This window comes from Neobacillus rhizophilus (genome assembly GCF_018343535.1).
Classification (GTDB): Bacteria; Bacillota; Bacilli; order Bacillales; family Cytobacillaceae; genus Neobacillus; species Neobacillus rhizophilus.
In genome coordinates this window covers 285,891-310,489 of record NZ_JAGYPF010000005.1, presented here as the reverse complement: position 1 = coordinate 310,489, position 24,599 = coordinate 285,891, and the positions used below count along the sequence as shown (strand labels likewise).

Annotated in this window: 25 protein-coding genes; 2 read left to right on the top strand and 23 right to left on the bottom strand. The window is 42.1% G+C overall.

Going from position 1 to position 24,599, the window contains the following annotated elements:
* Positions 1-278 precede the first annotated feature (278 nt).
* The 9 genes from mltG to KHA99_RS24305 all read right to left on the bottom strand — a co-directional run bounded on the left by mltG (position 279) and on the right by KHA99_RS24305 (position 7,622).
* Positions 279-1,403, bottom strand: coding sequence for an endolytic transglycosylase MltG (gene mltG / locus KHA99_RS24345; protein WP_213120081.1), 1,125 nt, complete (start codon positions 1,401-1,403; stop codon positions 279-281).
* A gap of 180 nt (positions 1,404-1,583) precedes the next feature.
* Positions 1,584-1,886 carry a DUF1292 domain-containing protein gene (locus KHA99_RS24340; protein ID WP_213120080.1) on the bottom strand — a complete coding sequence of 101 codons (303 nt, stop codon included), beginning with the start codon at positions 1,884-1,886 and terminating at the stop codon, positions 1,584-1,586.
* A gap of 12 nt (positions 1,887-1,898) precedes the next feature.
* A complete protein-coding gene (gene ruvX, locus KHA99_RS24335; RefSeq protein ID WP_213120079.1) occupies positions 1,899-2,315 on the bottom strand; it encodes a Holliday junction resolvase RuvX in 417 nt (138 codons plus the stop codon).
* 3 nt (positions 2,316-2,318) lie between these two features.
* The gene (locus KHA99_RS24330) at positions 2,319-2,585 is read right to left on the bottom strand and encodes an IreB family regulatory phosphoprotein (protein ID WP_066311816.1); all 267 of its coding nucleotides are present in this window, start codon (positions 2,583-2,585) and stop codon (positions 2,319-2,321) included.
* A gap of 55 nt (positions 2,586-2,640) precedes the next feature.
* Positions 2,641-5,280 (bottom strand): alanine--tRNA ligase, encoded by a 2,640-nt coding sequence (alaS, locus tag KHA99_RS24325; RefSeq protein WP_213120078.1) that lies wholly within the window; start codon positions 5,278-5,280, stop codon positions 2,641-2,643.
* A gap of 334 nt (positions 5,281-5,614) precedes the next feature.
* Positions 5,615-6,694, bottom strand: coding sequence for an AI-2E family transporter (locus KHA99_RS24320; protein ID WP_213120077.1), 1,080 nt, complete (start codon positions 6,692-6,694; stop codon positions 5,615-5,617).
* Positions 6,695-6,785: 91 nt separating this feature from the next.
* Positions 6,786-6,920, bottom strand: a complete 135-nt coding sequence (locus tag KHA99_RS24315) for a YrzQ family protein (RefSeq protein WP_213120076.1) — start codon at positions 6,918-6,920, stop codon at positions 6,786-6,788.
* A gap of 22 nt (positions 6,921-6,942) precedes the next feature.
* Positions 6,943-7,134: a YrzR-like zinc ribbon domain gene (locus tag KHA99_RS24310; protein WP_213120075.1), complete on the bottom strand. Its 192-nt coding sequence runs from the start codon at positions 7,132-7,134 to the stop codon at positions 6,943-6,945.
* An 11-nt stretch (positions 7,135-7,145) separates the two neighbouring features.
* A complete protein-coding gene (locus tag KHA99_RS24305; RefSeq protein ID WP_213120074.1) occupies positions 7,146-7,622 on the bottom strand; it encodes a PRC-barrel domain-containing protein in 477 nt (158 codons plus the stop codon).
* Positions 7,623-7,768: 146 nt separating this feature from the next.
* On the opposite strand from KHA99_RS24305, the gene KHA99_RS24300 reads away from it, so the two are divergent.
* Entirely contained in the window at positions 7,769-8,461 is a 693-nt protein-coding gene (locus KHA99_RS24300; protein WP_213120073.1) for an N-acetylmuramoyl-L-alanine amidase, read from the top strand.
* Between the two features lie 34 nt (positions 8,462-8,495).
* Here the strand turns inward: KHA99_RS24300 and recD2 are convergent, their stop codons facing one another.
* The 5 genes from recD2 to cymR form a co-directional block, all read right to left on the bottom strand.
* Positions 8,496-10,916, bottom strand: a complete 2,421-nt coding sequence (recD2, locus tag KHA99_RS24295; RefSeq protein WP_249366881.1) for an SF1B family DNA helicase RecD2 — start codon at positions 10,914-10,916, stop codon at positions 8,496-8,498.
* A gap of 34 nt (positions 10,917-10,950) precedes the next feature.
* Positions 10,951-11,604, bottom strand: coding sequence for a tetratricopeptide repeat protein (locus tag KHA99_RS24290; protein WP_213120072.1), 654 nt, complete (start codon positions 11,602-11,604; stop codon positions 10,951-10,953).
* A 258-nt stretch (positions 11,605-11,862) separates the two neighbouring features.
* Positions 11,863-12,981 carry a tRNA 2-thiouridine(34) synthase MnmA gene (gene mnmA, locus KHA99_RS24285; RefSeq protein ID WP_213120071.1) on the bottom strand — a complete coding sequence of 373 codons (1,119 nt, stop codon included), beginning with the start codon at positions 12,979-12,981 and terminating at the stop codon, positions 11,863-11,865.
* 41 nt (positions 12,982-13,022) lie between these two features.
* Positions 13,023-14,165: a cysteine desulfurase family protein gene (locus tag KHA99_RS24280; protein WP_213120070.1), complete on the bottom strand. Its 1,143-nt coding sequence runs from the start codon at positions 14,163-14,165 to the stop codon at positions 13,023-13,025.
* Between the two features lie 45 nt (positions 14,166-14,210).
* The gene (cymR, locus tag KHA99_RS24275) at positions 14,211-14,630 is read right to left on the bottom strand and encodes a cysteine metabolism transcriptional regulator CymR (RefSeq protein WP_213120069.1); all 420 of its coding nucleotides are present in this window, start codon (positions 14,628-14,630) and stop codon (positions 14,211-14,213) included.
* A 155-nt stretch (positions 14,631-14,785) separates the two neighbouring features.
* Here cymR and KHA99_RS24270 point away from each other — a divergent pair, with 155 nt between their 5' ends.
* On the top strand, positions 14,786-16,057 hold the full coding sequence (locus KHA99_RS24270) for a replication-associated recombination protein A (protein WP_213120068.1): 1,272 nt from the start codon (positions 14,786-14,788) through the stop codon (positions 16,055-16,057).
* 58 nt (positions 16,058-16,115) lie between these two features.
* Here the strand turns inward: KHA99_RS24270 and trhO are convergent, their stop codons facing one another.
* From trhO to KHA99_RS24225, 9 genes are all read right to left on the bottom strand, one after another.
* On the bottom strand, positions 16,116-17,090 hold the full coding sequence (trhO, locus tag KHA99_RS24265) for an oxygen-dependent tRNA uridine(34) hydroxylase TrhO (RefSeq protein ID WP_213120067.1): 975 nt from the start codon (positions 17,088-17,090) through the stop codon (positions 16,116-16,118).
* Between the two features lie 21 nt (positions 17,091-17,111).
* Complete coding sequence (locus KHA99_RS31440) at positions 17,112-17,951, bottom strand: 2OG-Fe(II) oxygenase (RefSeq protein WP_213120066.1); 840 nt, start codon at positions 17,949-17,951, stop codon at positions 17,112-17,114.
* A 152-nt stretch (positions 17,952-18,103) separates the two neighbouring features.
* Positions 18,104-18,397: a HesB/YadR/YfhF family protein gene (locus tag KHA99_RS24255; RefSeq protein ID WP_213120065.1), complete on the bottom strand. Its 294-nt coding sequence runs from the start codon at positions 18,395-18,397 to the stop codon at positions 18,104-18,106.
* 113 nt (positions 18,398-18,510) lie between these two features.
* On the bottom strand, positions 18,511-19,461 hold the full coding sequence (locus KHA99_RS24250) for an ABC transporter permease (RefSeq protein ID WP_213120064.1): 951 nt from the start codon (positions 19,459-19,461) through the stop codon (positions 18,511-18,513).
* Positions 19,454-20,380, bottom strand: coding sequence for an ABC transporter ATP-binding protein (locus KHA99_RS24245; RefSeq protein ID WP_213120063.1), 927 nt, complete (start codon positions 20,378-20,380; stop codon positions 19,454-19,456). Before KHA99_RS24245 ends, KHA99_RS24250 begins: the two co-directional genes overlap by 8 nt.
* 148 nt (positions 20,381-20,528) lie before the next feature.
* Positions 20,529-20,684, bottom strand: coding sequence for a hypothetical protein (locus KHA99_RS24240; protein ID WP_213120062.1), 156 nt, complete (start codon positions 20,682-20,684; stop codon positions 20,529-20,531).
* A 1-nt stretch (position 20,685) separates the two neighbouring features.
* Positions 20,686-21,933, bottom strand: a complete 1,248-nt coding sequence (locus KHA99_RS24235; protein WP_213120061.1) for a Ger(x)C family spore germination protein — start codon at positions 21,931-21,933, stop codon at positions 20,686-20,688.
* The gene (locus tag KHA99_RS24230) at positions 21,908-23,017 is read right to left on the bottom strand and encodes a GerAB/ArcD/ProY family transporter (RefSeq protein ID WP_213120060.1); all 1,110 of its coding nucleotides are present in this window, start codon (positions 23,015-23,017) and stop codon (positions 21,908-21,910) included. Before KHA99_RS24230 ends, KHA99_RS24235 begins: the two co-directional genes overlap by 26 nt.
* A gap of 7 nt (positions 23,018-23,024) precedes the next feature.
* On the bottom strand, positions 23,025-24,566 hold the full coding sequence (locus tag KHA99_RS24225) for a spore germination protein (RefSeq protein WP_213120059.1): 1,542 nt from the start codon (positions 24,564-24,566) through the stop codon (positions 23,025-23,027).
* Positions 24,567-24,599: the final 33 nt, after the last annotated feature.

The window sequence follows — 24,599 nt, the reverse complement described above, 5'->3', positions numbered from 1 at the left end:
GCTGTGCTTTTGGGTGAACTACGCCTCATGAACCGCCTTAGGGGCTCACCAATCGGCGAGTTTTCTTTAACTGCATTGTTGCCAAAATATGGCTCTTTAGACATAAAAAATAGCGTTCACAGAAAAACAACGAACCGCGCGATATTCATTCGGCTCATTGACACTGGCAGTTAACCGCCAAAAATAACCTGTGAGTGACGCTATAGATACCTTATGAAACACTTTAGTATTCTACCATAAAAAAAGAGGGAATGCGAACAATTCCCTCAGGTGACGTACTATTTTTTACTGGAAATATGCTTGGCTTTTTCCTTATTATGTTCTTCTAGCGTTTTGGTGAAAATAATCGTGCCGTCCGCTGTTGCCAGGAAATAATAATAATCCGTTTGTTCCGGTTCTAACGAAGCTTCGATGGAAGATTTTCCAGCATTAGCAATCGGGCCTGGTGGAAGTCCGGGATTTTTATAGGTATTGTAAGGAGAATTCACTTCCAAATCCTTATAGACTACTCTGTCTTTATGTTTGCCTTGGGCATATAGAACGGTTGGATCCGTCTGTAGCGGCATCCCCTTTTCCATCCGATTATAAAAGACGCTGGAAATCTTTTTTCGGTCAGCTTTCTCCGTCGCCTCTTCCTCGACCAAGGATGCCATTGTAAGGAGCTGATGAACGGACAGCTTTTTATCTTTCGCCTCATCTGTGTAATCAGCTAGAACTTCTCTCGTTTTATCAAGCATGGCTGTAACCATTTCCTCAACAGATGGATTCGGTTTAAAGAATGGATAGGTGGCTGGATATAAATACCCCTCTAGCGGGTACATGATTGAAGGGTTCAAGATTTCATTCGTTAAAATATCCGGGTATTTTGCCATTAATGTTTTTATAAATTCTTTATCATTCAATTTGGCAAGTACCTGTGCTTCATCCTGATTTGTTGCCTTCGCCATAATGGCGGCAATTTCCTTCAGCTGCTTTCCTTCCGGTATCGCAATTTTAAACGATGCCTTGGCAAGGACCTTGCCTGTTTTCAAGCGGCTGACAATTTCAGGAACATCCATGGAAGGACTTAATTGATAGTCCCCCGCCATAAAGCCGCCTTCATTTTTGAGCTTTACATAATATTTGAACACCTTGGCATCCTTAATGATCCCGTTTTGCTCAAGCCTTTCACCTATCCCAGTTACTGAGGAGCCAATCGGAATTTCCACATTTTTCTGCACCTTGCTATTAGAATCTACAGGTTTTAGTGCTGATTGTATATAGAGGTATCCCCCGCCGCCAATGAGGACGATGGTGACCGCCAATATAATCGTAATAATTAAAACAATTCTTCTGACGATTCGCGCTTCACTTTGATGTTCGAGCATTTTTTGCCGAATTACATGTTTCTTGTCTTCTGTCATCTAATTTCCCCCTCCCTGTTAGCTCGGGTGCTTTATTTATTCTTTTATAAACTTGAACCATGTCGTAATAATTTCAGCATAAGGTAGGAAAAATGTCAATTTTACATTTAATTTGTCGACGGAAATTTGACGATAAAAAAATAAAAGGAACCAGCTTTGTCAGCTGATTCCTCCTGAGTGTTATTCTTCTTCTTCTTCATCTTGGATGAAGGTATTGTATACTTCTTCGATGATGTCCCATTCTTCATCGGTTGTGACAGGTGATAATTCTCCAATTTCACCTTCTTCAGTAGGGATGTAGGAATAGGCGTGGACAACGACCTCCTCATCATCCTCTGCCTCTCCAACCGGGTAGCATAAAACGTATGACTTTTCGAATTCATCAGATTCAAAGGTAAACAGAATTTCAAATAACTCCTCGTCACCGTTTTCATTGATCAGGGTAATATATTGTTCATCATCATAATGGTGTTCGTGCGCCATTTTTTCACCTCATTATTTTTTACTATCCAAATAGCCTTGAAGAATCAAGGCGGCCGCCATTTTATCTATGACTTTCTTCCGCTTTTTCCTGCTGACATCTGCTTCAAGCAGGATGCGTTCTGCTGCCATAGTGGTCAGCCGCTCGTCCCATAAAACGGTTTGAACGGCAAACCGGCGTTCCAGTTCTTCCGCATAATACTGACTTGCCTCCCCGCGCGGTCCGATTGTACCGTTCATATTCTTTGGAAAGCCTACTACTACAGTATTAATTTGATTTTCGTTGATTAATTGGCCTATTTCCTCAAAACCGAACTGCTTTTTTTCTTCATCAATTTTGAGTGTTTTCAGGCCTTGCGCTGTCCACCCAAGTTCATCACTTAGGGCGATTCCAACAGTCTTTGAACCTACATCTAAACCCATTAAACGCATTGATTAACCCTCTCGCTGCTGTTTTAAATACGATTTTACCAGTTCTTCAATGATTTCATCCCGTTCCAGCTTGCGGATGATATTGCGGGCATCGCGATGACGCGGAATGTAGGCTGGGTCTCCAGATAATAGGTAACCGACAATTTGATTAATAGGGTTATACCCTTTTTCCTTTAATGCCTCATACACTTGAAAAAGAACATCATTGACATCATGTTCAAAAGGCTCTTCAGGAAAATTAAATCTCATTGTTTTATCAAATGAGCTCATGAACGTGCACCTCGAATTGGAATTGTTACCTACATTTTACACTACTTTGTCCTTATTACAAAACAGATTTTACCCATTCTTCGACAAAGGAAAGCGCTGAATCCAGTTTTTCTGGGTCCTTGCCGCCTGCCTGAGCCATATCCGGACGGCCGCCGCCGCCGCCGCCGCACTTGGCAGACACTTCTTTAATTAACTTGCCGGCATGGTAACCTTGTTCAATTAAATCCTTTGTAACGGCTGCAATTAAATTCACCTTGCCATCTTGAGCACTTCCCAATACAATCACTGCAGAACCGAGCTTTTGTTTCAGATCGTCAGCCATGTTTCGCAAGTTGTTCATATCCTGAGCCTGAACTTTTGCGGCTAAGACAGTAACTCCATTGATTTCTTTTGCTTTGTTGACCAGGTTTCCTGCCTCAATATTGCCAAGTTTGGCAGAGAGCGATTCATTTTCTTTTTGAAGGTGTTTGATTTCAGCCAGTAAACCATCAATTCGATGTCCCACTTCTTTTGGATTAACCTTCAATTTCTCCGCAGCATCCTTTAACATGCCCACCTGCTCATTTAAAGCTTTGTATGCTGATTCGCCGGTAACAGCCTCAATGCGCCTTGTCCCGGCACCAATTCCACCCTCAGAGACGATTTTAAACACGCCGATAACAGAGGTGTTTGGAACGTGGCAGCCACCGCACAGCTCCAGACTGTAGTCGCCAACCTTAACGACGCGAACGATGTCGCCGTATTTTTCACCGAACAGGGCCATTGCTCCCATTGCTTTTGCTTCAGCAATTGGCTTCTGGCTGATATCCACTTCGATACTGCTCCAGATTTTTTCGTTGACAATCTTTTCGATTTGCTCCAGTTCTTCTGGTTTAATTTGACCAAAATGCGAGAAGTCAAAGCGAAGACGGTCCGGTTCAACAAGCGACCCTGCCTGATTGACATGCTCCCCTAATACATCCTTTAACGCACGATGCAATAAGTGGGTAGCTGTATGGTTCTTAATGATTTTCACACGGTTTTCCGGATCCACCTGGGCAGTTACCTGCTGGTTTGTCTTTAATGTTCCTCTTTGCACTGCTACTTTATGAAGGTTCTGGCCGTTTGGCGCTTTTTGGACATCTTTAACTGAAACGCTTGTCCCATCGCCTTGAATGACACCGCGGTCGGCAATTTGTCCGCCGCTTTCCGCATAAAACGGAGTAATATCAAGAATAAGCTGAACTTCTTCACCGCTTGAAGCCTCATCCATCAGTTCGCCATTTTTAATAATCGCTAAAATTGTAGAGTTCGTGGTCAGTTCATTATACCCAACAAACTTACTTTCTAAAGTAATATCCCTTAATACGCCACCTTGAACCTGCATCGAATTTTCATCGTGACGGGCCGCACGGGCACGTTCCCGCTGGACTTCCATTTCTGCCTCAAAGCCATCGTGGTCAACCTTCATGCCTTCTTCTTCGGCATATTCTTCAGTCAATTCAACCGGGAAACCATACGTATCATAAAGACGGAAAACATCTTCACCAGAGATGATGTCGCTGCCTTTTTCCTTTTCCTTCTTAATAACGCTTGCTAAAATCGCTAAACCTTCATGAAGGGTTTCATGGAAACGTTCTTCTTCCGTTTTGATGACTTTCTGAATGAATTCAGCTTTATCCTTTACTTCCGGATAGAAATCATGCATGATTTCGCCTACAACCGAAACAAGCTCATACATAAATGGGCGATTGATGTTGATTTGCTTAGCGTACCGGACAGCACGGCGGAGCAAGCGTCTTAGGACATAGCCGCGGCCTTCATTTGATGGCAGCGCTCCGTCACCAATTGCAAAGGCTACGGTTCGGATATGGTCAGCAATCACTTTGAAAGCTTCATCTTGCCCCTTCTCGACCCCGTATTTTACGCCGGAGATTTCTTCTGTCGCCCGAATAATCGGCATAAACAGGTCTGTGTCAAAGTTGGTCGGTACATTTTGCACGACAGAAGCCATCCGCTCAAGGCCCATACCGGTATCAATGTTTTTCTTTGGCAGCGGCGTATATGTACCGTCAGGATTATGGTTAAATTGAGAGAACACAAGGTTCCAAACCTCTAAGTAGCGTTCGTTTTCCCCGCCAGGATACAATTCTGGATCGTTAATATCATTGCCATACTCAGGTCCGCGGTCATAGAAGATTTCCGTATTTGGACCACTTGGACCTTCGCCGATATCCCAGAAGTTCCCTTCAAGACGGATAATCCGCTCCTCCGGAATGCCGATCGTGTTATGCCAAATTTCATAGGCTTCATTATCTTCAGGATGTATGGTAACAGAAAGGCGTTCCTTTTCAAATCCAATCCATTTCTCGTCCGTTAAAAACTCCCATGCCCACTCGATAGCTTCCTTTTTGAAATACTCGCCGATTGAGAAGTTCCCGAGCATTTCAAAGAAAGTATGGTGGCGGGCAGTTTTGCCGACGTTTTCAATATCATTAGTCCGAATCGATTTTTGAGCATTTGTGATTCTTGGATTTTCAGGCACGACACGGCCATCAAAATATTTTTTCAAGGTTGCGACACCGCTGTTAATCCACAACAATGACGGGTCATCATGGGGAATTAACGATGCGCTTGGCTCAACATGGTGACCTTTTTCCTCATTAAAAAACTGTAAAAACATCGAGCGAATTTGCGAGCCGGTTAATTGTTTCATATCTTATACCTCCTTTATTTTAAAAAAAGCACACAAAAAAGCCCTCATCCCAAAACAGGGACGAGAGCATATCTCGCGGTACCACCCTGATTATGGATACAATAACTGCACCCATCTCTCAAAAGCCTTTAACGCAGGTCTTACGGCAGTGGTTAGCAGCACTCCGGATTAGCGTTCTGTTATCCTTCATCCAGAACCCCTTTCAGCCATGGGGGCCCCTCTCTTCAGCGCATGATGCGTTACAGATGGTCTATAACATACTTGTTCCTTCTTCATTTTAACCAATATTATCTATGACGAATTATAGCTAGTACTGACTTAGTTTGTCAAATACCTATGGAGATGTTTCATTATTTCGGGCAGCGATAATGTGATTTTTTGCATGAATGATGCCAACCTTCAGAATCGCTACCACCGGAACCGCTAAAATCAACCCTAAGATCCCGCCGATCTCACCCCCTGCTGTCAGTGCTGCCATGATGACTAAGGGATGCATATGAAGGCTTTTGCCCACAATGTAGGGCGACAGGATATTACCTTCGAGAAACTGCAATCCAAATACAATAATCAGCGTGATAATGACCAATTTCACCGAGGTCGTTGCTGCCACAATCACCGCTGGAACAGCACCGATGATGGGGCCAAAATAGGGGATGACATTTGTCGCTCCTACAATCATTCCTAACAATAAGGGATACTTTAAATCAAATACCCAGAAAAGAAGAGACGAGACTGTTCCGATAATGACACAAACAAGCAGCTGGCCTCTAATGTATCTGCCAAGTGAATCGTCGACATCCTTTAGAAAAAGGGTTCCTCTTTTCCGCCATTTTTTCGGCGTCATATACCAAACACTTCGTTTAATTAGGGCAAAATCCTTCAGCATATAGAAGGTGATAAAAGGGATAATCAGCAAAAGTGCTGCTGAATTTAACAATTGACCTAAATAACCAACAATAATTGATAAAAGAGAATCAAGTCTTTTCTCAAAGGCATCAATGCCGTGATTAATTCTCGTTTGCAGTCCGTCAGGCCATTCTCTTGTATGGGATTGGAGAGTACGAATCCAATCTCGATACTGTTCAGCGAAAACAGGTGCACTTTCCGAAAGGTCTTTTATTTGATCTATGACTGCAGGAATCCCCTTATAAAGGGTAAACCCAAGTCCACCAAAAAATATGACATAAATGAGCAGGATAGCAATGCCACGATGAAGTCCCTTTTCATACAGTTTTTCAACTATCGGATGCAGCAAATAGGTGATAAATCCTGAAATGACAAACGGAAGTGCAATAATGATGGCCACTTTTACAACCGGCAACCAGACAAAACGTATTTTTAAAAATACGTAAATGACAATTAATAAAAGGAGAGAAAAACCGATTCGGTAATACCATTTCATACGAATATCCAACGCCCGCGCCCTCCTTTAGTGGTTATTTTTGGAGACTCGGTAAATAAATATTCATTAAAAATCCCCCTCTTTGTGAGGGGGATCTAACCATTTAAAATATCGCTCGTTTCACTTTTCTCTGCATTCTTTTCATTTGCCGGCCTGACATCAAATTATTTCTTTGCGCCAAATTATAAGCAGCCATCCCGGCACCAAAAGCAACCATTGTCGTCATCAATTTGTTCATACGTTTCACCTCTTATTTGGATTTAGAGTGTGTAACGACGCAATTCTTCTTCAAACAAATCGTCTAATGAACTCAAGGTTCCGTCTTCCTCGACTTGATGGGTATTGATAATTCCTTTGCCAACAGACAATTCAATAAAACAGTTCCAGCAATAGTATTGATTGATACCGATTTTTCCGATATCCTTGCTCGCACAATTGGGACATTTAAGCATGAAAAGACACCTCACGTTTGATTAACGTCAACGATAATGGCATCTTTTCCAACCGTTAAGGGTTTCTCGGACTGGATTACCTGTTTCCCATCAGTGATATCTGAAAAGAAGCCATCCGTGATTTCGTACCCTACGATTGTTCCCACTTCTTCCTGAAAGTATACATCTTTTAACATTCCGAGCGATTGTCCGCTATTGGAAAGCATCATCATCCCTTCAAGTGAATGCTGATGGTTCAATGTAAACTCAGGAGTTTCTTTCAGCTTTTCCAAGCTAGTAGCATCTTCGATCATGACCCCATCCCAGCCAAAGGAAGAAACCTTCTGAATGTCCAAAAAACAGGATTGTTTGAAGAAAACGCCTTTTTTAATCAATAGGCCATTGACGGTTCCGTTTTTTGAAATGCAAAGATCACAAACCTCGCCGATTTTCGTTCCTCTTTTCGTTTCAAAAACCGGCTGCCCCTTCAATAAGGAAAATGTTCGCAAAGAGTATCCCACCTCCTTCGAACATTCTTAGTTTCCGTTATTTTCGTCAAATCATAAGGTGAAACGTTTTCCATTGTGAGCTGTTTGGAATAAGAAATGTTGTTTAACAAACAATGTAGAAAAGAGGTTAGGAAGAGGTCGAAGAAATGAGAAAAAATCTAATCTTTTTCAGTTTCATTTTTATTATGGTTATTAATATTTTCCCTTCCCGTGCACTTGGGGCGGCAACACATGGACAATATCTTTTGATGACTAGAGAGGAATTTAAGGATTGGTTATTTCAAAATAAATTTACCAGAAATATAAACATCATCCAGCAGCATCATACATGGCTTCCGTCCTACAAGCAGTTTTATGGGAATAATCATTTTAAAATGCTCGAGAGCATGGAAAATTTCCATGTCAAGCAAAGAGGCTGGAAGAATATTGCGCAAAACTTAACAACGTTTCCCGATGGAAAGGTTGCAGTGTCCAGGCCGTTTGACATTGCCCCGGAAGGCTCGATTGGCCCTATCGCTAACACAACCGGAATCATGATTGAAAATGTCGGAAATTTCGATATCGGCCATGATGTGATGACAGCGGAGCAAAAAGAAACGATTGTTTATATCACGGCTGCACTTTCCTTAAGATTCGGACTGACTCCCTCTATTGACAGTATTACCTATCATCATTGGTGGAATGTAAAAACGGGTGAACGAGTGCTAGACAGAGGTCCGGATTACAATGTAAAAACCTGCCCGGGAACAGGTTTTTTCGGGGGTAATTCGACTACCGACGCCGTCAATAATTTTTACCCGCTTGTGTCTCGGAAAATGCAGGAACTATCAAGTAAATGAATGGAAAAAGGCCCCATCAGGGGTCCTTTTTCATTTAGCTGCCAGTTTTCTCCATAAAGTCATACGGCGAAATATTTTCCATCCCAATCATCGGATTGACGGTCATTAATTCTTCCTCAAGAGACAATTTGCTCTGTTCTTGGTCCTTTTGGATCTCGGCTGTTTTCCCCGCAATGTTTTCCTGAAGTTTTTCACAAAGTGTGGTCAATCTTGACATTTCATCCGCCCGCGCAACCCCCATTTGCAGTGCATCGACCTCTCCGCATAATATCAAGGATTGTTTGCTTCTTGTTATCGCCGTATAAATTAAATTCCTTTGCAGCATTCTGTAATAACTTCTAGTTACAGGAAGAATGACTATCGGAAATTCACTTCCCTGCGATTTATGGACCGAACAGCAATAAGCATGGGTGATTTGCGTTAAATCCTGCTTTGTATACTCCACTTCATTGCCTTCAAAGGAAATATAAATCATATCCTGCTTTTCGGTATTTTCCTTTGCATAGATGATGGAGATGATTTCCCCGATATCTCCATTAAACACATTATTCTCAGGCTGGTTGACTAGCTGAAGAACTTTGTCGCCAATCCGGTACTTAACATCCCCAAATTGGATTTCTTTTCTTTTGCCATCCGGGTTTGGGTTAAAGATTTCCTGCAGGAGCAAATTTAATCGGTCAATGCCGGCTGGCCCCCGGTACATTGGGGCTAATACCTGAATATCCTTTGCCGTATAACCCTTATTTTTCGCATTTAATGCGACCTTTTCGACTACTTCTGAGATTTGTGCGGCAGTACATCTGATAAAGGAACGGTCGGCCTGTTTTTGGGTTATGTCAGCCGGCAAATGTCCCTTTTTGATTTCATGCGCCAGTTCAATAATAGAGGAGCCCTCCGCCTGGCGGTAGATATCCGTTAACCGGACTGTCGGGATTCGCTCCGATCTTAGTAAATCCTTTAAAACCTGGCCTGGGCCGACAGAAGGCAACTGGTCTTCGTCACCTACCATGATAACTTGAATGTTTTCCGGCAACGCTTTGAAGAGCTGATTCGCGAGCCAAATATCGAGCATTGAAGTTTCATCGACAATGAGAATTTTTCCTTCTAGCGGGCTCCCCTCATCACGGTCAAAGCCTTCCGTTCCGTTGAAACCAAGCAGACGGTGAATCGTGACCGCGGGCAGTCCAGTCGATTCACTCATCCGTTTCGCTGCCCTTCCGGTAGGCGCCGCGAGCAGAAACGGAAATGGTTCGTCCTTTTTTTGATAATCCTTTATATCCAAGGAGCAGCCATGGAGTTCTCCGTAAAGCTCGACAATCCCCTTGATAACGGTCGTTTTCCCTGTTCCGGGCCCGCCTGTTAAGATTAGCATCGGTGACATTAACGCTGTTTGGATGGCTTCCCTTTGCGTTGGGGCATACTGGACCCCAAGCCGTTCCTCCAAATCTCCTAATGCCAGCAAAAATTCCGATTCCGGGAATTGGTCCTGATATTCTGTTTGCTGCAGGATTCGTTTAATACTGGTGACAAGTCCTTTTTCCGCAAAGTATAAGGAAGGCAGGTAAACTCGTTTCTCTTCGCCAATGATTTTACCTTCCTTTTCAAGACCGATAATTTCGTTTGAGATAGCCAGAAAATCAATTACGTCGCGCTGGTTCTCTTCTAGAAGAGCTTTCACCTGTTCAAGTAGTGCTTCAGTTTGCATATAGACATGCCCTGTCTGCATGCATTCGTTTTCCAATGTATAGAGACATCCTGCCTTAATTCGGTCAGGATGGCTGCCTGATATGCCAAGCTGGTAACCCAGCTCATCAGCCCGGCCAAAACCAATTCCCTCGACATCCTCAACCAGTTGGTAAGGGTTCTCTTGGATAATCTCAAGTGTCTTTTCTTTATAAGTTTGGTAAATCCGCATCGACAGCTGCGGGCCGAAACCATACTGGTTTAACGCGACCATCACCTGTTCGAGACCTTGATGTTCCATTAACGTGTCATAAAGCTGCTTTGCTTTATCAGGAGGGAGTTTCGGTATGGTATCAAGGAGGGAGGGCTGATTGAGAATTTTCGAAATCGCATCCTCACCCAAGGTTTCCACAATATTTTCCGCCGTTTTCTTGCCGATTCCTTTGAACATTTCGCCGGATAAATAAGCTATGACACCCTGCTTGGATTGAGGCATTTCCTTACGAAAATGGTTCGCATGAAATTGAGTGCCAAAGCGGGGATGGTCCTTAAATTCTCCGTAAAAAATATACGTTTCCTGTTCGTGCACTTTGGGAAAATAGCCAGTAATGACAGCTTCTTTGTCTTCATACTGTTGATTGGTCTCATCTACCCGGATTCGAATTACAGTATAGAGGTTTTGTTCATTGTGAAAAATCGTCACAATTGGCCGGCCTTTAATAAACTTCCCCTGCCCGCTGAACAAATCAAGCGATTCCTGCTTTTCCACCATAGCTGCTCCCTCCTTCCTCGTGAAAATTAATGGATTACTGGTTCATTTCTAATATCTTTTTGGCATTTCCGGACAATAAATGGTCCGGCTGGATTTCTAAGGCTTTTTCGAACATCTCCAGCGCTTGCTGGCGTTGCTCTTGGAATGCATAAGAAACGCCCAGGTTATAATAGGCATCCGAATGGTTTGGATCGAGTTCAACGCATTTTTTAAATTGGCAGATGGCTTCGTTAATCAGTTCCAGGTTCGCCAAAGCTAACCCGTATTGAAAACGGGCCTCTGCATCATTTTCATTTAATTCGACACTTCTTTGGAAGTAGGGCAATGCAAATTTGCTCTGGTCAAGATTGACTAATGAAAGCCCCAGCATAAAATAGTTGTCGCTTGTTTCCAGTCCTTTTCTCATCGCCATTTCAAACATGTTTTTGGCCTCTTGGAAACGGTCATTGCTGAAATATAGATTGCCTGCGCTGTAATAGGCTGCACCTGCATTTTCGTCAAGTTCAATTGCCTTTTGGAAAAATTTTAGCGCTTTTTCGGCTTCACCTACAACGCTGAGGACGTTGCCAAAATTAATATAGCCAACTGGGTCAGACGGATTTTCCTGTATAGCCTCATTGAAAACCTTCACAGCCATTTCCCAGTTGCCTTCCTGCATATATTGAACACCTATTTGGTTTTTGTCCATGTTTTTCAACTCCGTTCTACATGGAAGTATACCATATTTCGATTGAATGTTGAGAGTGGAATAGGGTGCTGCTGCGTGGTTTAGGGTTATTCGCCGAATGTTGGTAGATATTCGCCGGTTTGTTCCAATTATTCGCTGAAATCTTTGAGTTATTCGCCGAAACGGGGCTGTTATTCGCCGAATTCACAATGTTATTCGCCAAACCAAATTTCATCACAAAAAACCCCGACTCCAAAACTGGAATCAGGGTCCTTAAACTTAGCCAACATATGTCAAACGTTCACCATTTTTATAAACTTCATCTATCGTTCCACCGCCAAGACACTCGTCACCGTCATAAAAAACAGCGGCTTGTCCAGGTGTGACAGCACGAATCGGTTCTGCAAAAATAACTTCAACCTTACCACCATCTAATAGACGAACTTTAACCTTATGGTCTTCCTGGCGGTAACGGAATTTCGCAGTACAATCAAATTCTACAGGCTTTTCCCGGTCAGAAACCCAGCTAACATCCGTTGCAATAATCGAATCCGAATAGAGCTTTTCATTATGGAAACCTTGCCCAACATATAAAACATTTCGTTTTAAGTCCTTGCCAATGGCAAACCAAGGTTCGCCCGATCCACCAATGCCGAGCCCATGACGCTGACCAATCGTATGATACATCAGGCCTTCGTGTTTGCCTTTGACTTCGCCGTCAAACGTTTCCATGCTGCCGGGCTGAGCAGGCAGGTATTGACCTAAAAACTCCTTAAAATTCCGTTCTCCGATAAAACAAATTCCGGTCGAGTCCTTTTTCGCCGCCGTAGCAAGACCGGCTTCCATCGCAATTTCCCGCACCTTCGCTTTTTCAAGATTGCCGATTGGGAACATGACTTTGCTGATTTGCTCTTGCGACAATTGATTTAGGAAATAGGTTTGATCCTTATTTTCATCAAGGCCTCGCAGCATTTTATATTCACCGTCGCGATATTCAACGCGGGCATAGTGACCGGTCGCGAGATAGTCTGCACCTAAATTCATCGCATGCTCTAAAAAGGCTTTAAACTTAATTTCCTTATTGCACATGACATCGGGGTTTGGTGTGCGGCCCGCTCGATACTCAGCAAGGAAATAGGTGAATACCTTGTCCCAATACTGCTTTTCAAAATTAACCGCATAATACGGGATGCCGATTTGGTTGCAGACACGAATCACATCGTTATAATCCTCCGTTGCCGTACAAACACCGTTTTCGTCGGTGTCATCCCAGTTTTTCATAAAAATGCCAATCACATCATAGCCCTGCTGCTTTAACAACAGTGCCGCAACAGACGAATCAACACCTCCGGACATACCGACAACAACTCGGGTATCTTTTGGGTCTTTTCTTTCCATCTAAAAATTCACCTCTCTTTACACACAAAATAATCTTGCATTTATTTTCTAAGCCGCGATACAACCTTCGCTGTTTCTTCCGCCGCTTTTAGGATTTCTTCGGTCGTCGTGGTAAAGCCAAAACTAAAACGGATTGCATTCGTTAACCGCTCTGAGCCTTTGCCGAACATCGCCACAAGGACATGCGATGGTTCAATTGATCCGGCCGTGCAGGCAGAACCACTTGAAACAGCAATTCCCGCCAAGTCTAAATTGACTAGCATGGCTTCCACGTTAGTTCCCGGAAAGCTTAAGTTTAATACATGCGGCAAGGAATTTTCAAGCAATCCGTTTACAGTGAACTCAATCCCTGATTCTTGAAGCTTGTTCAGTAAAAGCTGCTTATACTTTGTAAACTGTTCTCTTTTCGCAGACCGTTCCTCCATTGCAATCAGAACCGCTTCATGGAACCCGGCAATTGATGCGACATTTTCTGTTCCAGCGCGCCGTTTTCTCTCCTGCTCGCCGCCAAATAAACGTGGTGAAATTTTCACATTTGACCTTACATAAAGAAAACCAATCCCTTTTGGTCCATTTATTTTATGAGCAGAAACCGATAGCAAATCAATATAGCTTTCGTCGACATTTATTTTTTCCATCCCATAGGCCTGGACAGCATCTGTATGAAATTTTGCCTGATGATCCTTCAAAAGCCGGCCAATTTCCGCAATCGGCTGGATCGTGCCAACCTCGTTGTTTCCATACATGACGGAAACTAATATGGTATCGTCCCTTAAGGCCTCCTGAAGATCGGAAATGGAAATCCTGCCTGTTTCATCAACTGGCAAATAGGTGACCACAAAGCCCATTTTTTCAAGCTTCTGACAGGCATGAAGCACCGCATGATGTTCTACCTGGGTAGTGATAATATGCTTTCCTAGATGCTGATAGCTTTCCGCAACGCCAAATAATGCCATATTGTCCGCTTCAGTACCGCCGCTAGTAAAAATAATCTCGTTTTCCTTTGCCCCAATGCTCCCCGCGAGTGCTGCCCGCGCCACATCAATATAGTGTCGCGCTTCCCTGCCAAAAGCATGGATGCTAGATGGATTTCCAAAAACAGATTTCATCGTCTCATGCATTTTTTCAATCACTTTTGGATGCATAGGAGAGGTCGCGGCATGGTCGAGATAAATTCGTTCCATTCTGACACCTCAAATCAACATATTTCTCTATTATTAGCTTCGTCATTAAATATAAAACATATAACCTTCCATTTCGCCATCTTCACTGTGGCTTGCTAGGTCTTCAAGGGTCGTGTTGTCCAATACACCCTTAATCGCGTCGCGGATCCGAATCCACAACTCTCGTTTGGCCGGCTCTTCGTCTTCTATTCCTTCAACCGGTGTAATCGGGCCCTCAAGCACACGAATCACATCCCCGGCAGTAATTTTGGAAGGCACATCTGTTAAAATGTAACCGCCGTAGGCACCTCTGATACTTTTCACCAGCCCGGCATTACGTAACGGTGCAATCAATTGCTCCAAATAATGCTCAGATAGGTCATTCGCTTGGGCTATTGTTTTTAAAGAAGTTGGCCCTTCTCCATAATTTTTTGCTAATTCAATCATAATTGTAAGGCCGTAGCGGCCCTTTGTAGATATTTTCATAAAATAACACCTCTATTTTTTTTAGAATCTATATTCAAAAAAATCCGTAGTATTTTGGTAGGCATTAGAATTATAACATATTCTTCTTTAATATGCTTTTCCACGAGGAAATGGTATTGTTAAGATATAGCAAAATATTTATTGGAGAGATTACTATGCAGCAAAAACCGTTGGCATTTCGAATGCGGCCGCGAACAATTGAAGAAGTTGCCGGCCAGCAGCATCTTGTCGGTGAGGGCAAGATCATTGCTAGAATGGTAAAAGCCAAGCAGCTGACCTCAATGATTCTGTATGGTCCTCCCGGGATAGGCAAAACCTCGATCGCGAGCGCCATTGCCGGCAGTACCAAATATGCCTTTCGAACGTTAAACGCCGTTACAAATAATAAAAAAGATATGGAAATTGTCGCTGCCGAGGCGAAAATGTCCGGAAAAGTAATCCTGCTGCTGGACGAGGTCCACCGGTTAGATAAGGCCAAGCAGGATTTTCTATTGCCCTATTTGGAAAACGGAATGATTGTATTGATTGGAGCAACAACCAGCAACCCTTATCATGCCATTAACCCGGCCATTCGCAGCCGCTGTCAAATTTTTGAACTAAAGCCATTAACACCCGATGAAGTTACGCAAACCTTAGTTCGGGCATTAGAGGATGAGGAACGAGGTTACGGCAGATTAAAAGTTGATATAACCGAGGAGGCACTTCAGCATTTTGCCCAAGGCTCAGGAGGAGATGTCCGGAGCTCTTTAAACGCCTTGGAATTAGCCATACTTTCGTCAGATCCAGATGAAAATGACATTATCCATATCGATGTGCAAACAGCTGAAGAATGCCTGCAGAAGAAAAGCATTGCCGCGGATAAAGACGGGGACGCCCATTACGATGTATTGTCAGGCTTCCAAAAATCAATCCGCGGCAGTGACGTAAACGCCGCCCTGCATTATCTTGGCCGATTAATTGAAGCCGGGGACTTAGTAAGCATCAGCCGCCGATTAATTGTGATTGCGTATGAGGATATTGGACTCGCCAACCCGCAGGCGGGAGCACGGACATTGGCGGCTATTGAAACGGCCGAAAGACTCGGCTTTCCTGAAGCCAGAATTCCACTTGCTAATGCGGTGATTGAATTATGCCTGTCGCCCAAATCCAATTCTGCTATTCTGGCGATTGATGCGGCCCTTTCCGATATACAAAAAGGAATATCCGGCGATGTCCCGGACCATTTAAAGGACGCCCATTACAGAGGAGCAAAAGAGCTTGGCAGAGGCATTGGCTACAAGTATCCGCATGACTATGAGAACGGGTGGGTACCGCAGCAATATCTGCCGGACCGGATCAAGAACAAACAATACTATCAGCCGAAAAAGACAGGAAAATTCGAACAGGCACTTGCATCTGTCTATGAAAAGCTTACACGAAAAAGTTAAATATGTATAAAAAAATGACGTGTACCCATTCACACGTCATTTTTTTATAAAATTATAATCAGCTGTTTTTAACCGAAAATTCTTCGCCAATCTGCTTTAATCTCAATTCAACGTCTTCTTCCGTTAACTCATGTTCCTTCACATACAAGTTCCTTGGGTGCACTCGGCATTCATGTGTGCAGCCCCTTAGGTATTTGTACTCACTTTCCTCTGAGCAAATAATTTGTTTATTGCATTCCGGGTTTGCACAATTTACATATCGTTCACAAGGTTCACCCGTGAAATAATCTTTTCCGACGATAACATGTTCAACACGGTTAACTGGTACACTGATCCTTCCGTCAAATACATAGCATTGTCCGTCCCACAGCTGTCCTTGCACTTCAGGGTCCTTCCCGTAGGTCACGATACCGCCATGTAGTTGCCCAACATCTTGAAAGCCTTCTTTTACAAGCCAGCCTGAAAACTTCTCGCAGCGAATTCCGCCTGTACAATAGGTCAAGATTTTTTTCCCTTCAAACTGCTGTTTATTTTCCCGAATCCAGTCCGGAAGCTCGCGAAAGGCTGTTATGTCGGGCCGAACTGCTCCTCTAAAATGACCTAATTCAAATTCATAGTCATTTCTGGCATCAATGACAACTGTCTCCGGATCCTGCATTGCCTCATAGAATTCTTTCGGACTCAAATGTTTACCGGTCGTTTCATTAGGATTGATATCGTCTTCTAAGCGAAGGGTGACAAGCTCCGGCCGATGGCGGACATGCATCTTTTTGAAGGCATGTTCATCCTCTTCATCAATTTTAAAAACCATATCAGCGAAACGTTCGTCTTGATGCATGATTTCCATATACTTTTCAGTCTGCTCGACCGTTCCCGATACCGTACCATTAATCCCTTCGGCAGCCACTAAAATTCGTCCTTTAAGTCCTAGTTCCTTACAGAACTGCAAATGCAGAGCGGCAAATTCCTCCGGATTCTCGATTGGTACATACATATAATATAGTAATACTCTATATGGTTTATTTTCTGTCATTTGGTACTGCCCCTATCTATGTTAGTAAATTCTCCCTTGCCTGATCCACTTGGTGGCAACCCATTTTTCACCTTCGGATACCGGCACACTGGTGTGTAAGGATAGTCGATCGACTTGTCCCTTACTATTCCCATAATGAAAGTAAACAGCTGTTCCTTTCTTCGGAACAATCGATACCCCTAGCTTTGAGAATACGGTTTCTCCTCCTGAAGCGACATCATTTAAATAGATTAAAAAGGTGCCGATCCGCTGTCCCCCTTTATCTTCTATAACCTGGTTGGCCGGGAAATAATCGAAGTGGGGTTTATATTCCTCGCCTATTTTATAGTTCAAAACCTGCAGCCCTTCACCATTTTCAATCGGATAGCCGGTTAATTCTGCAATTCTTTTCTCAATTGTGGAGACGTGTCCATTTTCATTGATTGTAAAATACATTCCTTTGCTCGTTCTGCCAGAAGCTGCACGGTTCTCCCCAGTGTTTTTATCAATAACATGAGAAGGCTGTAGTCTTTCCCTTGAAAGGCTGATCAGTTTGTCACATTCTTCGTCGCTTAATACATTATCTAAATGCAGAATAAATGGATACTCGACTCTAGAAAGCACCTTAATTTCCCGGTCCCCTGCATATAGTTTAATGCCCTTTTGGCCGATTTCAGGAATTTCATAATAATAAGGGCTTTGCTTATCAGCTGTTACAATCGATTGGTTTCCACTAATACGCAATAAAGTCCTTAAGGCAAATGTTTCATCGAATCCCTTTTTAATCATCGCATCGACGATTTTCTCCGGGCTTGCACCACTATTTAATGTCTGTATGATCCAATCTTTAAATTCGCTGGAGATATGCTCGATTTTTTCCACTCTATATTTCTCCTTTTAGAACGAGTACCAAACAATTATCTCTTAACAACAAGAAAATTACCAGCGATGGATATCCTTGTTCCCGCCCGAATTACCCTTTTAGGTTATAGAAATAGCCCGTAAAACCAGGCCGGCTTGCCCCGTGGAGTAAGTCAGGGTTTAACATACCCATATTTCAATTCATCTTCTTTTGCATCATAATCAACATGTAAATCATGCCCATCGAAATACCAGATATCACCGTCTTCGACAAAGAAAAGGATCCCATCCAGATCAGTACTGGCTGCTATTTTTAAAGGCTCCTCTTGAGTAAACGCCAAAGAATACCCCTTTTGAATAGGACTATTTCCATAAACTTGCGTATAAAATCGCAGTTTATCTCCTGCCTGAAGGCCAATATCTTCTTTAAACCATTTTAATGCCTGATTGCTGATTTTAATTTCCATAAATAAGTCCTCCAGATAATTTTTTATTAAATAGTTTGCCCAGAGCATTTCACTATAATTGGAAAAAAGAAGCTGTCTCAACAGCTAGGATGAGACAGCCCTATTTCACCTGATTATGCAGCAACATCCCGTTTTTTGAACACAAAGAATGCCAAGAATTGAAAAATAATAAAATAAATAACCAGAATAGAGATTGAAAAATTCATCGTCATCCCCTCAACCATCGGGGTTCCTTCAAAGTACTGCATTAAATTTGTATTAGCAAATAGAATATATTTCGCCCAGGCAAACTTAAGCGACAGGAGCGCGGTAAATTGTGCTCCAGTAAATAATAAGAAAATAGATAAACCGATGGCAAGTGAACTGTTTCGGAAAACAGAAGAAATCATGAACGCCATCGTCGCAAGCATAATCATATCAATGGAGCTTAAACCATAATAGATTAATAAATGGACCACGATATTTTGCTCGGTAACCGTACCGTTATGGTAGTTTAAATACGGAGCGGCATGCTCGGGCATTCCGAATAACAGTGCGCCAAGGGCCGTCGAAAACACAAATAAAATTGCCAGCATGGTCAGCGCAAACAATAGAACAGTCAGATATTTTGATATTAATATTTTGCTGCGATTGATTGGCCGAATCAACAGCAGTTTAATGGTACCCCAATTAAATTCACTTGCTACAATTCCGGCGGAAATGATAATCGTAAACAAGCCAGCCAGCGTGATGAGTTCAGATGCTTGTTTGACAAACGACCAAACATTAAATTTTTCCTTTTCCGGAAGATTATGTTTAATTCGATAGTCATTGATGGCGATTTCCTCTTTGAAAAAATCCTGCTCTATTTTGGTCCTGCTCTGTTCCATCTGCTTCTTTAAGGCATCGTTTTCTTCCTGCAATGTTTGCTGCCAATTCTTATCCGGACCAGCATTAGAGCCAGTTTCTTGATATTTAAAAAAGGCACCGACGATGCAGGTTATGACAATCAGCAGCGCAATCATGACATAGGTGCCGGGGCGCCGAAAAATTTTCATCCATTCATTTTTTATTAAATTAAACATGGGCTTCCGCCTCCTTTTCTTTCGTTACTTCAAGGAAGCGGTCCTCTAAAGTTTTCGCTGTTTCCTTTATGCCAAAAATTTTAATTTCTTCTTGGACGAGGATTTTAACCAGATTTGGGATATCTTCTTTTGAAAGACTGACAGATATTCCGTTTCGTGACAGATTTGCCTCTGCATCTGGGAAGTTAGCGTGTACGATTGATAGCGCCGTTTCGCTCGGAATTACTTCCAATTCATGAAACGTTTCATTACCTTGAATGAATTCCTTCACCTGCTGGACATCTATCAATTGCCCATTTTGAATAATGCCGATTCGGTCACACATCATTTCCATCTCGGACAAGAGGTGGCTGGAAACGATGACCGCCATGTTTTTCTCACGGGCCAACAGCCGGACATAATCACGGATTTCTCTTATTCCTGCCGGATCAAGGCCGTTTGTCGGTTCATCAAGAATCAATACCTCTGGGTCATGTAATAGACATTGTGCAAGGCCCAATCTTTGGCGCATCCCAAGAGAATAGGTCTTCACCTTGTCATGGATTCGGTCCGACAGTCCAACCAATTCCACTACTTCAGCAATTTTCTCTTTCGTAATTCCCTTTGACATTCTTGCATAATGAATCAGATTTTGATAGCCAGACAAAAACTTGTACATTTCTGGATTTTCGACGATGGCCCCAACATGGCGGACGGCGTCTTCAAATTGTGTTTTAATGCTGGAACCGCCAATGGCGATGTCCCCAGAGGTAATCGCCATTAAACCAACAATCATGCGGATGGTCGTTGTCTTTCCTGCGCCGTTTGGACCTAAAAATCCAAAAACTTCGCCTTTATTCACCTGAAAGCTGATATCGTCAATAATCGTTCTCCCTTTAATCACTTTGGTTACGTTTTTTAATTCTACGATTGATTCCAAAGATTTTCTCCCCTCTCTTCGAGTGCCCTTACATTTTAACCTAACAGCTAAAATTTTCCTACTAATTCACTAATGATCTTAACTTAATTTTGGGAGTGAATTAAACGGCTGAAGACGGAAAGAAACTAGGGCTGGAGACTGAAAATGATTAAAATATCGAAAAAAACGGAAGGACAACAATGGTCAGGCAAAGAAAAAAAACGGCCAGTGCCCCCAATTTTTGTTTTTCCTTCCACAATGTTATGCCAAAACCAAAGGAATAAAGGATAATGACTAACAACACAGCGAATGATAGTATTCTCACGTTATTTCTCCACCTTTAAGTTTTTCTTTGGACTTTTACCGAAATCTATTATTTCAACTTCGGGGTATACGGATATTTCTGCTTTTAAATACGATTTCGTCCAATTGAATTTTTCAAATTCCTGATTGGTTCCAAAATATTTCCGAGCGTAAAAAGACAACGGATATGGGGCACCTTTTAATTCTTTTTGTGTTTTTTTCAAAAACTTCTCAAGTTCCGTTTTAAAATGGCTGGCGATTTGCTTTTTTAAGACTTCTTGATTTTTCCTTTTAGCAAAGTCAATCCTCGAGGGATTTGACATAATTTCAAATTTTAAGGGTATGCTGATAAAAATCTTTGGACGAGACCCCTTTAGGTCCATTTTGACTTGATTGTTTTCTTTTTTTATCACTCTAACGGCAAATGATTTTCGTTTGCCTGGAAAGGGATTAGGTATATCAAGAAAAAAATCACTCATGTTTGTTGTATCATCAAGAATATTGACCATACTTGTTTCCTGACCGGTTAACTTTCCAATCATTACTCCGTTTCTAAACACTGCCGAACCGATAAATTGAGTATCATCGAACTCCCCGGATGCATTCAGCTGCCCGGCAAAATATTCATCTTCCCCTTTAAATTTAGGATGCTTTTCCCTAACAGCTGATGTGTTCATCGCTAAAAAAAGGTCGGCTCCTCCATCTGTTGTCTTAAAAAAGCGGAAAAGAGTAGAATCGGGGATCAGACCATTTTCTATACCATGGTCAATCATGTATTGAAAGTACTTATGCGGCCGGGTCTCCATTCTTGGTTTATTTTTCAAAAAATACTTAGCGGCCTTTTCTTTTGATACTGCCAAATAGGCGTTCATGCGAATTTCTTTATCAAAGACTACGTCATTAAGGATATTATAAAATTTTGGATCCTTCGCAAATTCCTCGGAAACCACGATAATCTTTAATAAATCATAACTAATAATTCGCGAGACAACCGAATTTGCCGTCACTTTTGCGGCAATGATATCGTTGGCATCAAAGGAAACAATCTCTCTAGGCTTTTCCGTTGAACCGCCGCCGCCTTGCTGACTCCCTACTTCCGGGTTAGCAAGCAGCATGGTCACTTTGATTTTCCCTTTATGGTAGGAACGATCAATGCCAAGTCCAATCACATAGGATTTATCCTCCATTTCCTCACGATCCCAGCAGCCTGTTAAAGAAAAAGCAATCACGACTATCAACAAAAATTTACATACTGTTCTTGTTTTTTGCATGTTTAAATTCTCCTTTTAACAAGGCAGACAGCCATAATAGCAGGGCAATGGCAGAAAACACGGGACCGGATATCGTACCAATCAACGGTTTTAGTTCCTGTGCCACCTCAATTGGATTGTTTGGCATATTACCAATCAATAAATAAAGGGTAGCAAGCAGTGGAATCAAGTATTCAAAGTCCTTGATTTTGAAAATATGACCAAACATCAGGGCAATTATATACAAAAAAGCAGCGAAACGGATAAAGACTCCCATTATCCAGATGACAAAAAAGAATATTTCGATATTGGGAATATAACTTCCCAGTGAGATATAGCGAATCGTCGTATGAAATGGATAACCCATTCCCCCTAAAGATTGGTCCATTAAACAAATGAAAAATAGCGTTGCAACACTAGTTTGAATACTGACACAAAAATAGGCAATCCAAGTGCCTTTACGAAATTCCTTATTTGACTTCAAGTAAGGAACAAGCATGGTAAGCATAAAAAATTCAGCAAACATCGATATTCTTTGTGAGCTTTGCTTTAAAATAGCAAGTTTTCCCGCCCCCCAAATTGGCAGCAAGGCTTGAATATTGCTATCTTGAGTACTTAATAATAACGCAACAATGAAAGAGATAATGACATAAAAAATAATCAAATAAGAAACCGACCCGATATGCTGAATTCCTTTCTTCGCTCCATAAGCACAAATCGTCATTAAAATGGCAAAAAGAACCAACAAGGGTGTCGTATTAAAATAAAATGCCCGAATGATATTGGAATAATCTCGCGTATCGAACGAAAAGGCAAATGAACTGAGAACAAAAATAACAAGGCAAACAAAAAAACCAAAATAACGGCCAAGTAATTTTTGAACCACATAAAACAAGTTTTCCCCCTTAAATAAAGACATTGTTTTAATCAACAAAAAGAGCGGGATGAAGAAGAATACAGCCGATAAAAGTGGAATCATCCACGCCGCATTTTGGGCCATATTATATAAACGGGCTGGTGTTTCTTCAGTCGCTTTTAAACCGACCATCATAATCGCGATTGATACATACTCTCGAATACCAAGTTTTCCCCGCTGCTGTTTCATGCTTATCTTAATCCTTTCTTTGTTTCACCATATCTTTCGGCTTTAGATACCCCGGGCGTAACCTTTGATTCATAGGTACTGGACGGATGATTAAGTCCCTTCCCGAAGAGAAATGCGGGGTCATCGGTGCAAAGTAAGGGACACCGAATGACTTTATTGAAACCAAATAAAAGAGACCCAAAACCATTAATGCCCCCATACCATAAATCCCCATAAAGCCTGCGGCAAAAATAAACAAAAAGCGGCATAAACGAATCGCAAAATTCATACTGGTATCACTGATAATAAAGGAACTTAACCCGCTTAAGGCAATGACGATGATGACAATTGGACTGATAATGTTGGCTTGAACTGCAGCCTGGCCCAAAATCAAAGCTCCGACAATCCCGATCGTTGGCCCAATCGGAGAGGGCACGCGCAGTCCCGCTTCCCGAATCAGTTCAAAGGCCAGTTCCATCATGAGAATTTCAATGATGGAAGGGAAAGGGACTCGTTCTCTTGTACCAGCCATGGCCATCAACAAATCAGGCGGAATCATCCCGACATGATAGTTTGTTATCGCAATATAAAAGGAAGAGGAAAACATTGAGATAAATAATGCCATAAATCGCAAAAGCCGAATGAAATTACCATACGGTGTCCGCAGGTAATGGTCTTCCGGTGAATGGAACAAGGCCCAAAAGGTTGCCGGCAAAACAAGGCAGTTAGGCGAGTTGGACATCAACAAAATAATGTGGCCCTCTTCTATAAATGACACCGCCCGGTCAGGGCGTTCCGTGTTTAAAATGGTCGGAAACAACGATCTTGGCCGTTCCTCAAGGTACTGCTCCAATATGCTTAAATCGATAATACTGTCAGTATTCAAAGATTCAAGCTTATCCTTTATCGTCTTCAGCAATTCATCATTCACTAGGTCTTGTTCATAAACGATCAACACGTCATTCCTGGAGCGTTTAGAAACGACGTGCGCCTCTATAATTAAGTTTTCATTTTTAATCTTTTTCCGGATTAACGAAATATTATCGACCAGCTTTTCGTTAAAGGCTTCCTTGGCCCCTCTGACAATTACTTCGTTATCCGATTTTTCAATGCTGCGTCCTTGGACTTTCGATGTTCCAAATAAATAACATTGAGGATCACCATCGATAATTAGCGCGGTAAAGCCACTGGTGATGGTCTCCGTAATTTCTCCTATTTGGGTGCTTGTCCGCTCAATTGGGAAGGTAACAATCTCTTGAATCTCTCTTATTGGCTGATTGCTTTCAATAAGAGGCCCGAAAATATTTTTCCGAATTTGTTCTAAGTCGACCATGGTACTGATGTACAGTAAAAATGCACGGCGATTAAGGGCACGGATGGTGAAGTCGTGTATCTTGACATCAAAGTTTTTTGGAATTGAAAAGATGGACTTAAAAGTTTCTAAATTTTGCTCATAATGACTGCTTATATCCTGTTCTTTTAAATGAATTCTTTGTTGGTTTGATTGTTCGTAAAATTGAGGTTCCGTTTTAAACAAATTGCGAAGCGGCTTTAAAAAGCTTTTTTTCATCATAAACCACCCCACCCAATTTTTTTATAGCTT

Excerpts from the sequence above, each read along its gene's own strand:
- KHA99_RS24225 (WP_213120059.1), bottom strand. The coding sequence starts at position 24,566 with ATGAAAAAAAGCTTTTTAAAGCCGCTTCGCAATTTGTTTAAAACGGAA.
- KHA99_RS24230 (WP_213120060.1), bottom strand. The coding sequence starts at position 23,017 with ATGAAACAGCAGCGGGGAAAACTTGGTATTCGAGAGTATGTATCAATC.
- KHA99_RS24310 (WP_213120075.1), bottom strand. The coding sequence starts at position 7,134 with ATGCTTAAATGTCCCAATTGTGCGAGCAAGGATATCGGAAAAATCGGT.
- mltG (WP_213120081.1), bottom strand. The coding sequence starts at position 1,403 with ATGACAGAAGACAAGAAACATGTAATTCGGCAAAAAATGCTCGAACAT.
- alaS (WP_213120078.1), bottom strand. The coding sequence starts at position 5,280 with ATGAAACAATTAACCGGCTCGCAAATTCGCTCGATGTTTTTACAGTTT.
- KHA99_RS24270 (WP_213120068.1), top strand. The coding sequence starts at position 14,786 with ATGCAGCAAAAACCGTTGGCATTTCGAATGCGGCCGCGAACAATTGAA.
- KHA99_RS24300 (WP_213120073.1), top strand. The coding sequence starts at position 7,769 with ATGAGAAAAAATCTAATCTTTTTCAGTTTCATTTTTATTATGGTTATT.
- KHA99_RS24280 (WP_213120070.1), bottom strand. The coding sequence starts at position 14,165 with ATGGAACGAATTTATCTCGACCATGCCGCGACCTCTCCTATGCATCCA.
- ruvX (WP_213120079.1), bottom strand. The coding sequence starts at position 2,315 with ATGCGTTTAATGGGTTTAGATGTAGGTTCAAAGACTGTTGGAATCGCC.
- mnmA (WP_213120071.1), bottom strand. The coding sequence starts at position 12,981 with ATGGAAAGAAAAGACCCAAAAGATACCCGAGTTGTTGTCGGTATGTCC.
- cymR (WP_213120069.1), bottom strand. The coding sequence starts at position 14,630 with ATGAAAATATCTACAAAGGGCCGCTACGGCCTTACAATTATGATTGAA.
- KHA99_RS24290 (WP_213120072.1), bottom strand. The coding sequence starts at position 11,604 with ATGGACAAAAACCAAATAGGTGTTCAATATATGCAGGAAGGCAACTGG.
- KHA99_RS24250 (WP_213120064.1), bottom strand. The coding sequence starts at position 19,461 with ATGTTTAATTTAATAAAAAATGAATGGATGAAAATTTTTCGGCGCCCC.
- KHA99_RS24255 (WP_213120065.1), bottom strand. The coding sequence starts at position 18,397 with ATGGAAATTAAAATCAGCAATCAGGCATTAAAATGGTTTAAAGAAGAT.
- recD2 (WP_249366881.1), bottom strand. The coding sequence starts at position 10,916 with ATGGTGGAAAAGCAGGAATCGCTTGATTTGTTCAGCGGGCAGGGGAAG.
- KHA99_RS24330 (WP_066311816.1), bottom strand. The coding sequence starts at position 2,585 with ATGAGCTCATTTGATAAAACAATGAGATTTAATTTTCCTGAAGAGCCT.
- trhO (WP_213120067.1), bottom strand. The coding sequence starts at position 17,090 with ATGACAGAAAATAAACCATATAGAGTATTACTATATTATATGTATGTA.
- KHA99_RS24235 (WP_213120061.1), bottom strand. The coding sequence starts at position 21,933 with ATGCAAAAAACAAGAACAGTATGTAAATTTTTGTTGATAGTCGTGATT.
- KHA99_RS24340 (WP_213120080.1), bottom strand. The coding sequence starts at position 1,886 with ATGGCGCACGAACACCATTATGATGATGAACAATATATTACCCTGATC.
- KHA99_RS24315 (WP_213120076.1), bottom strand. The coding sequence starts at position 6,920 with ATGAACAAATTGATGACGACAATGGTTGCTTTTGGTGCCGGGATGGCT.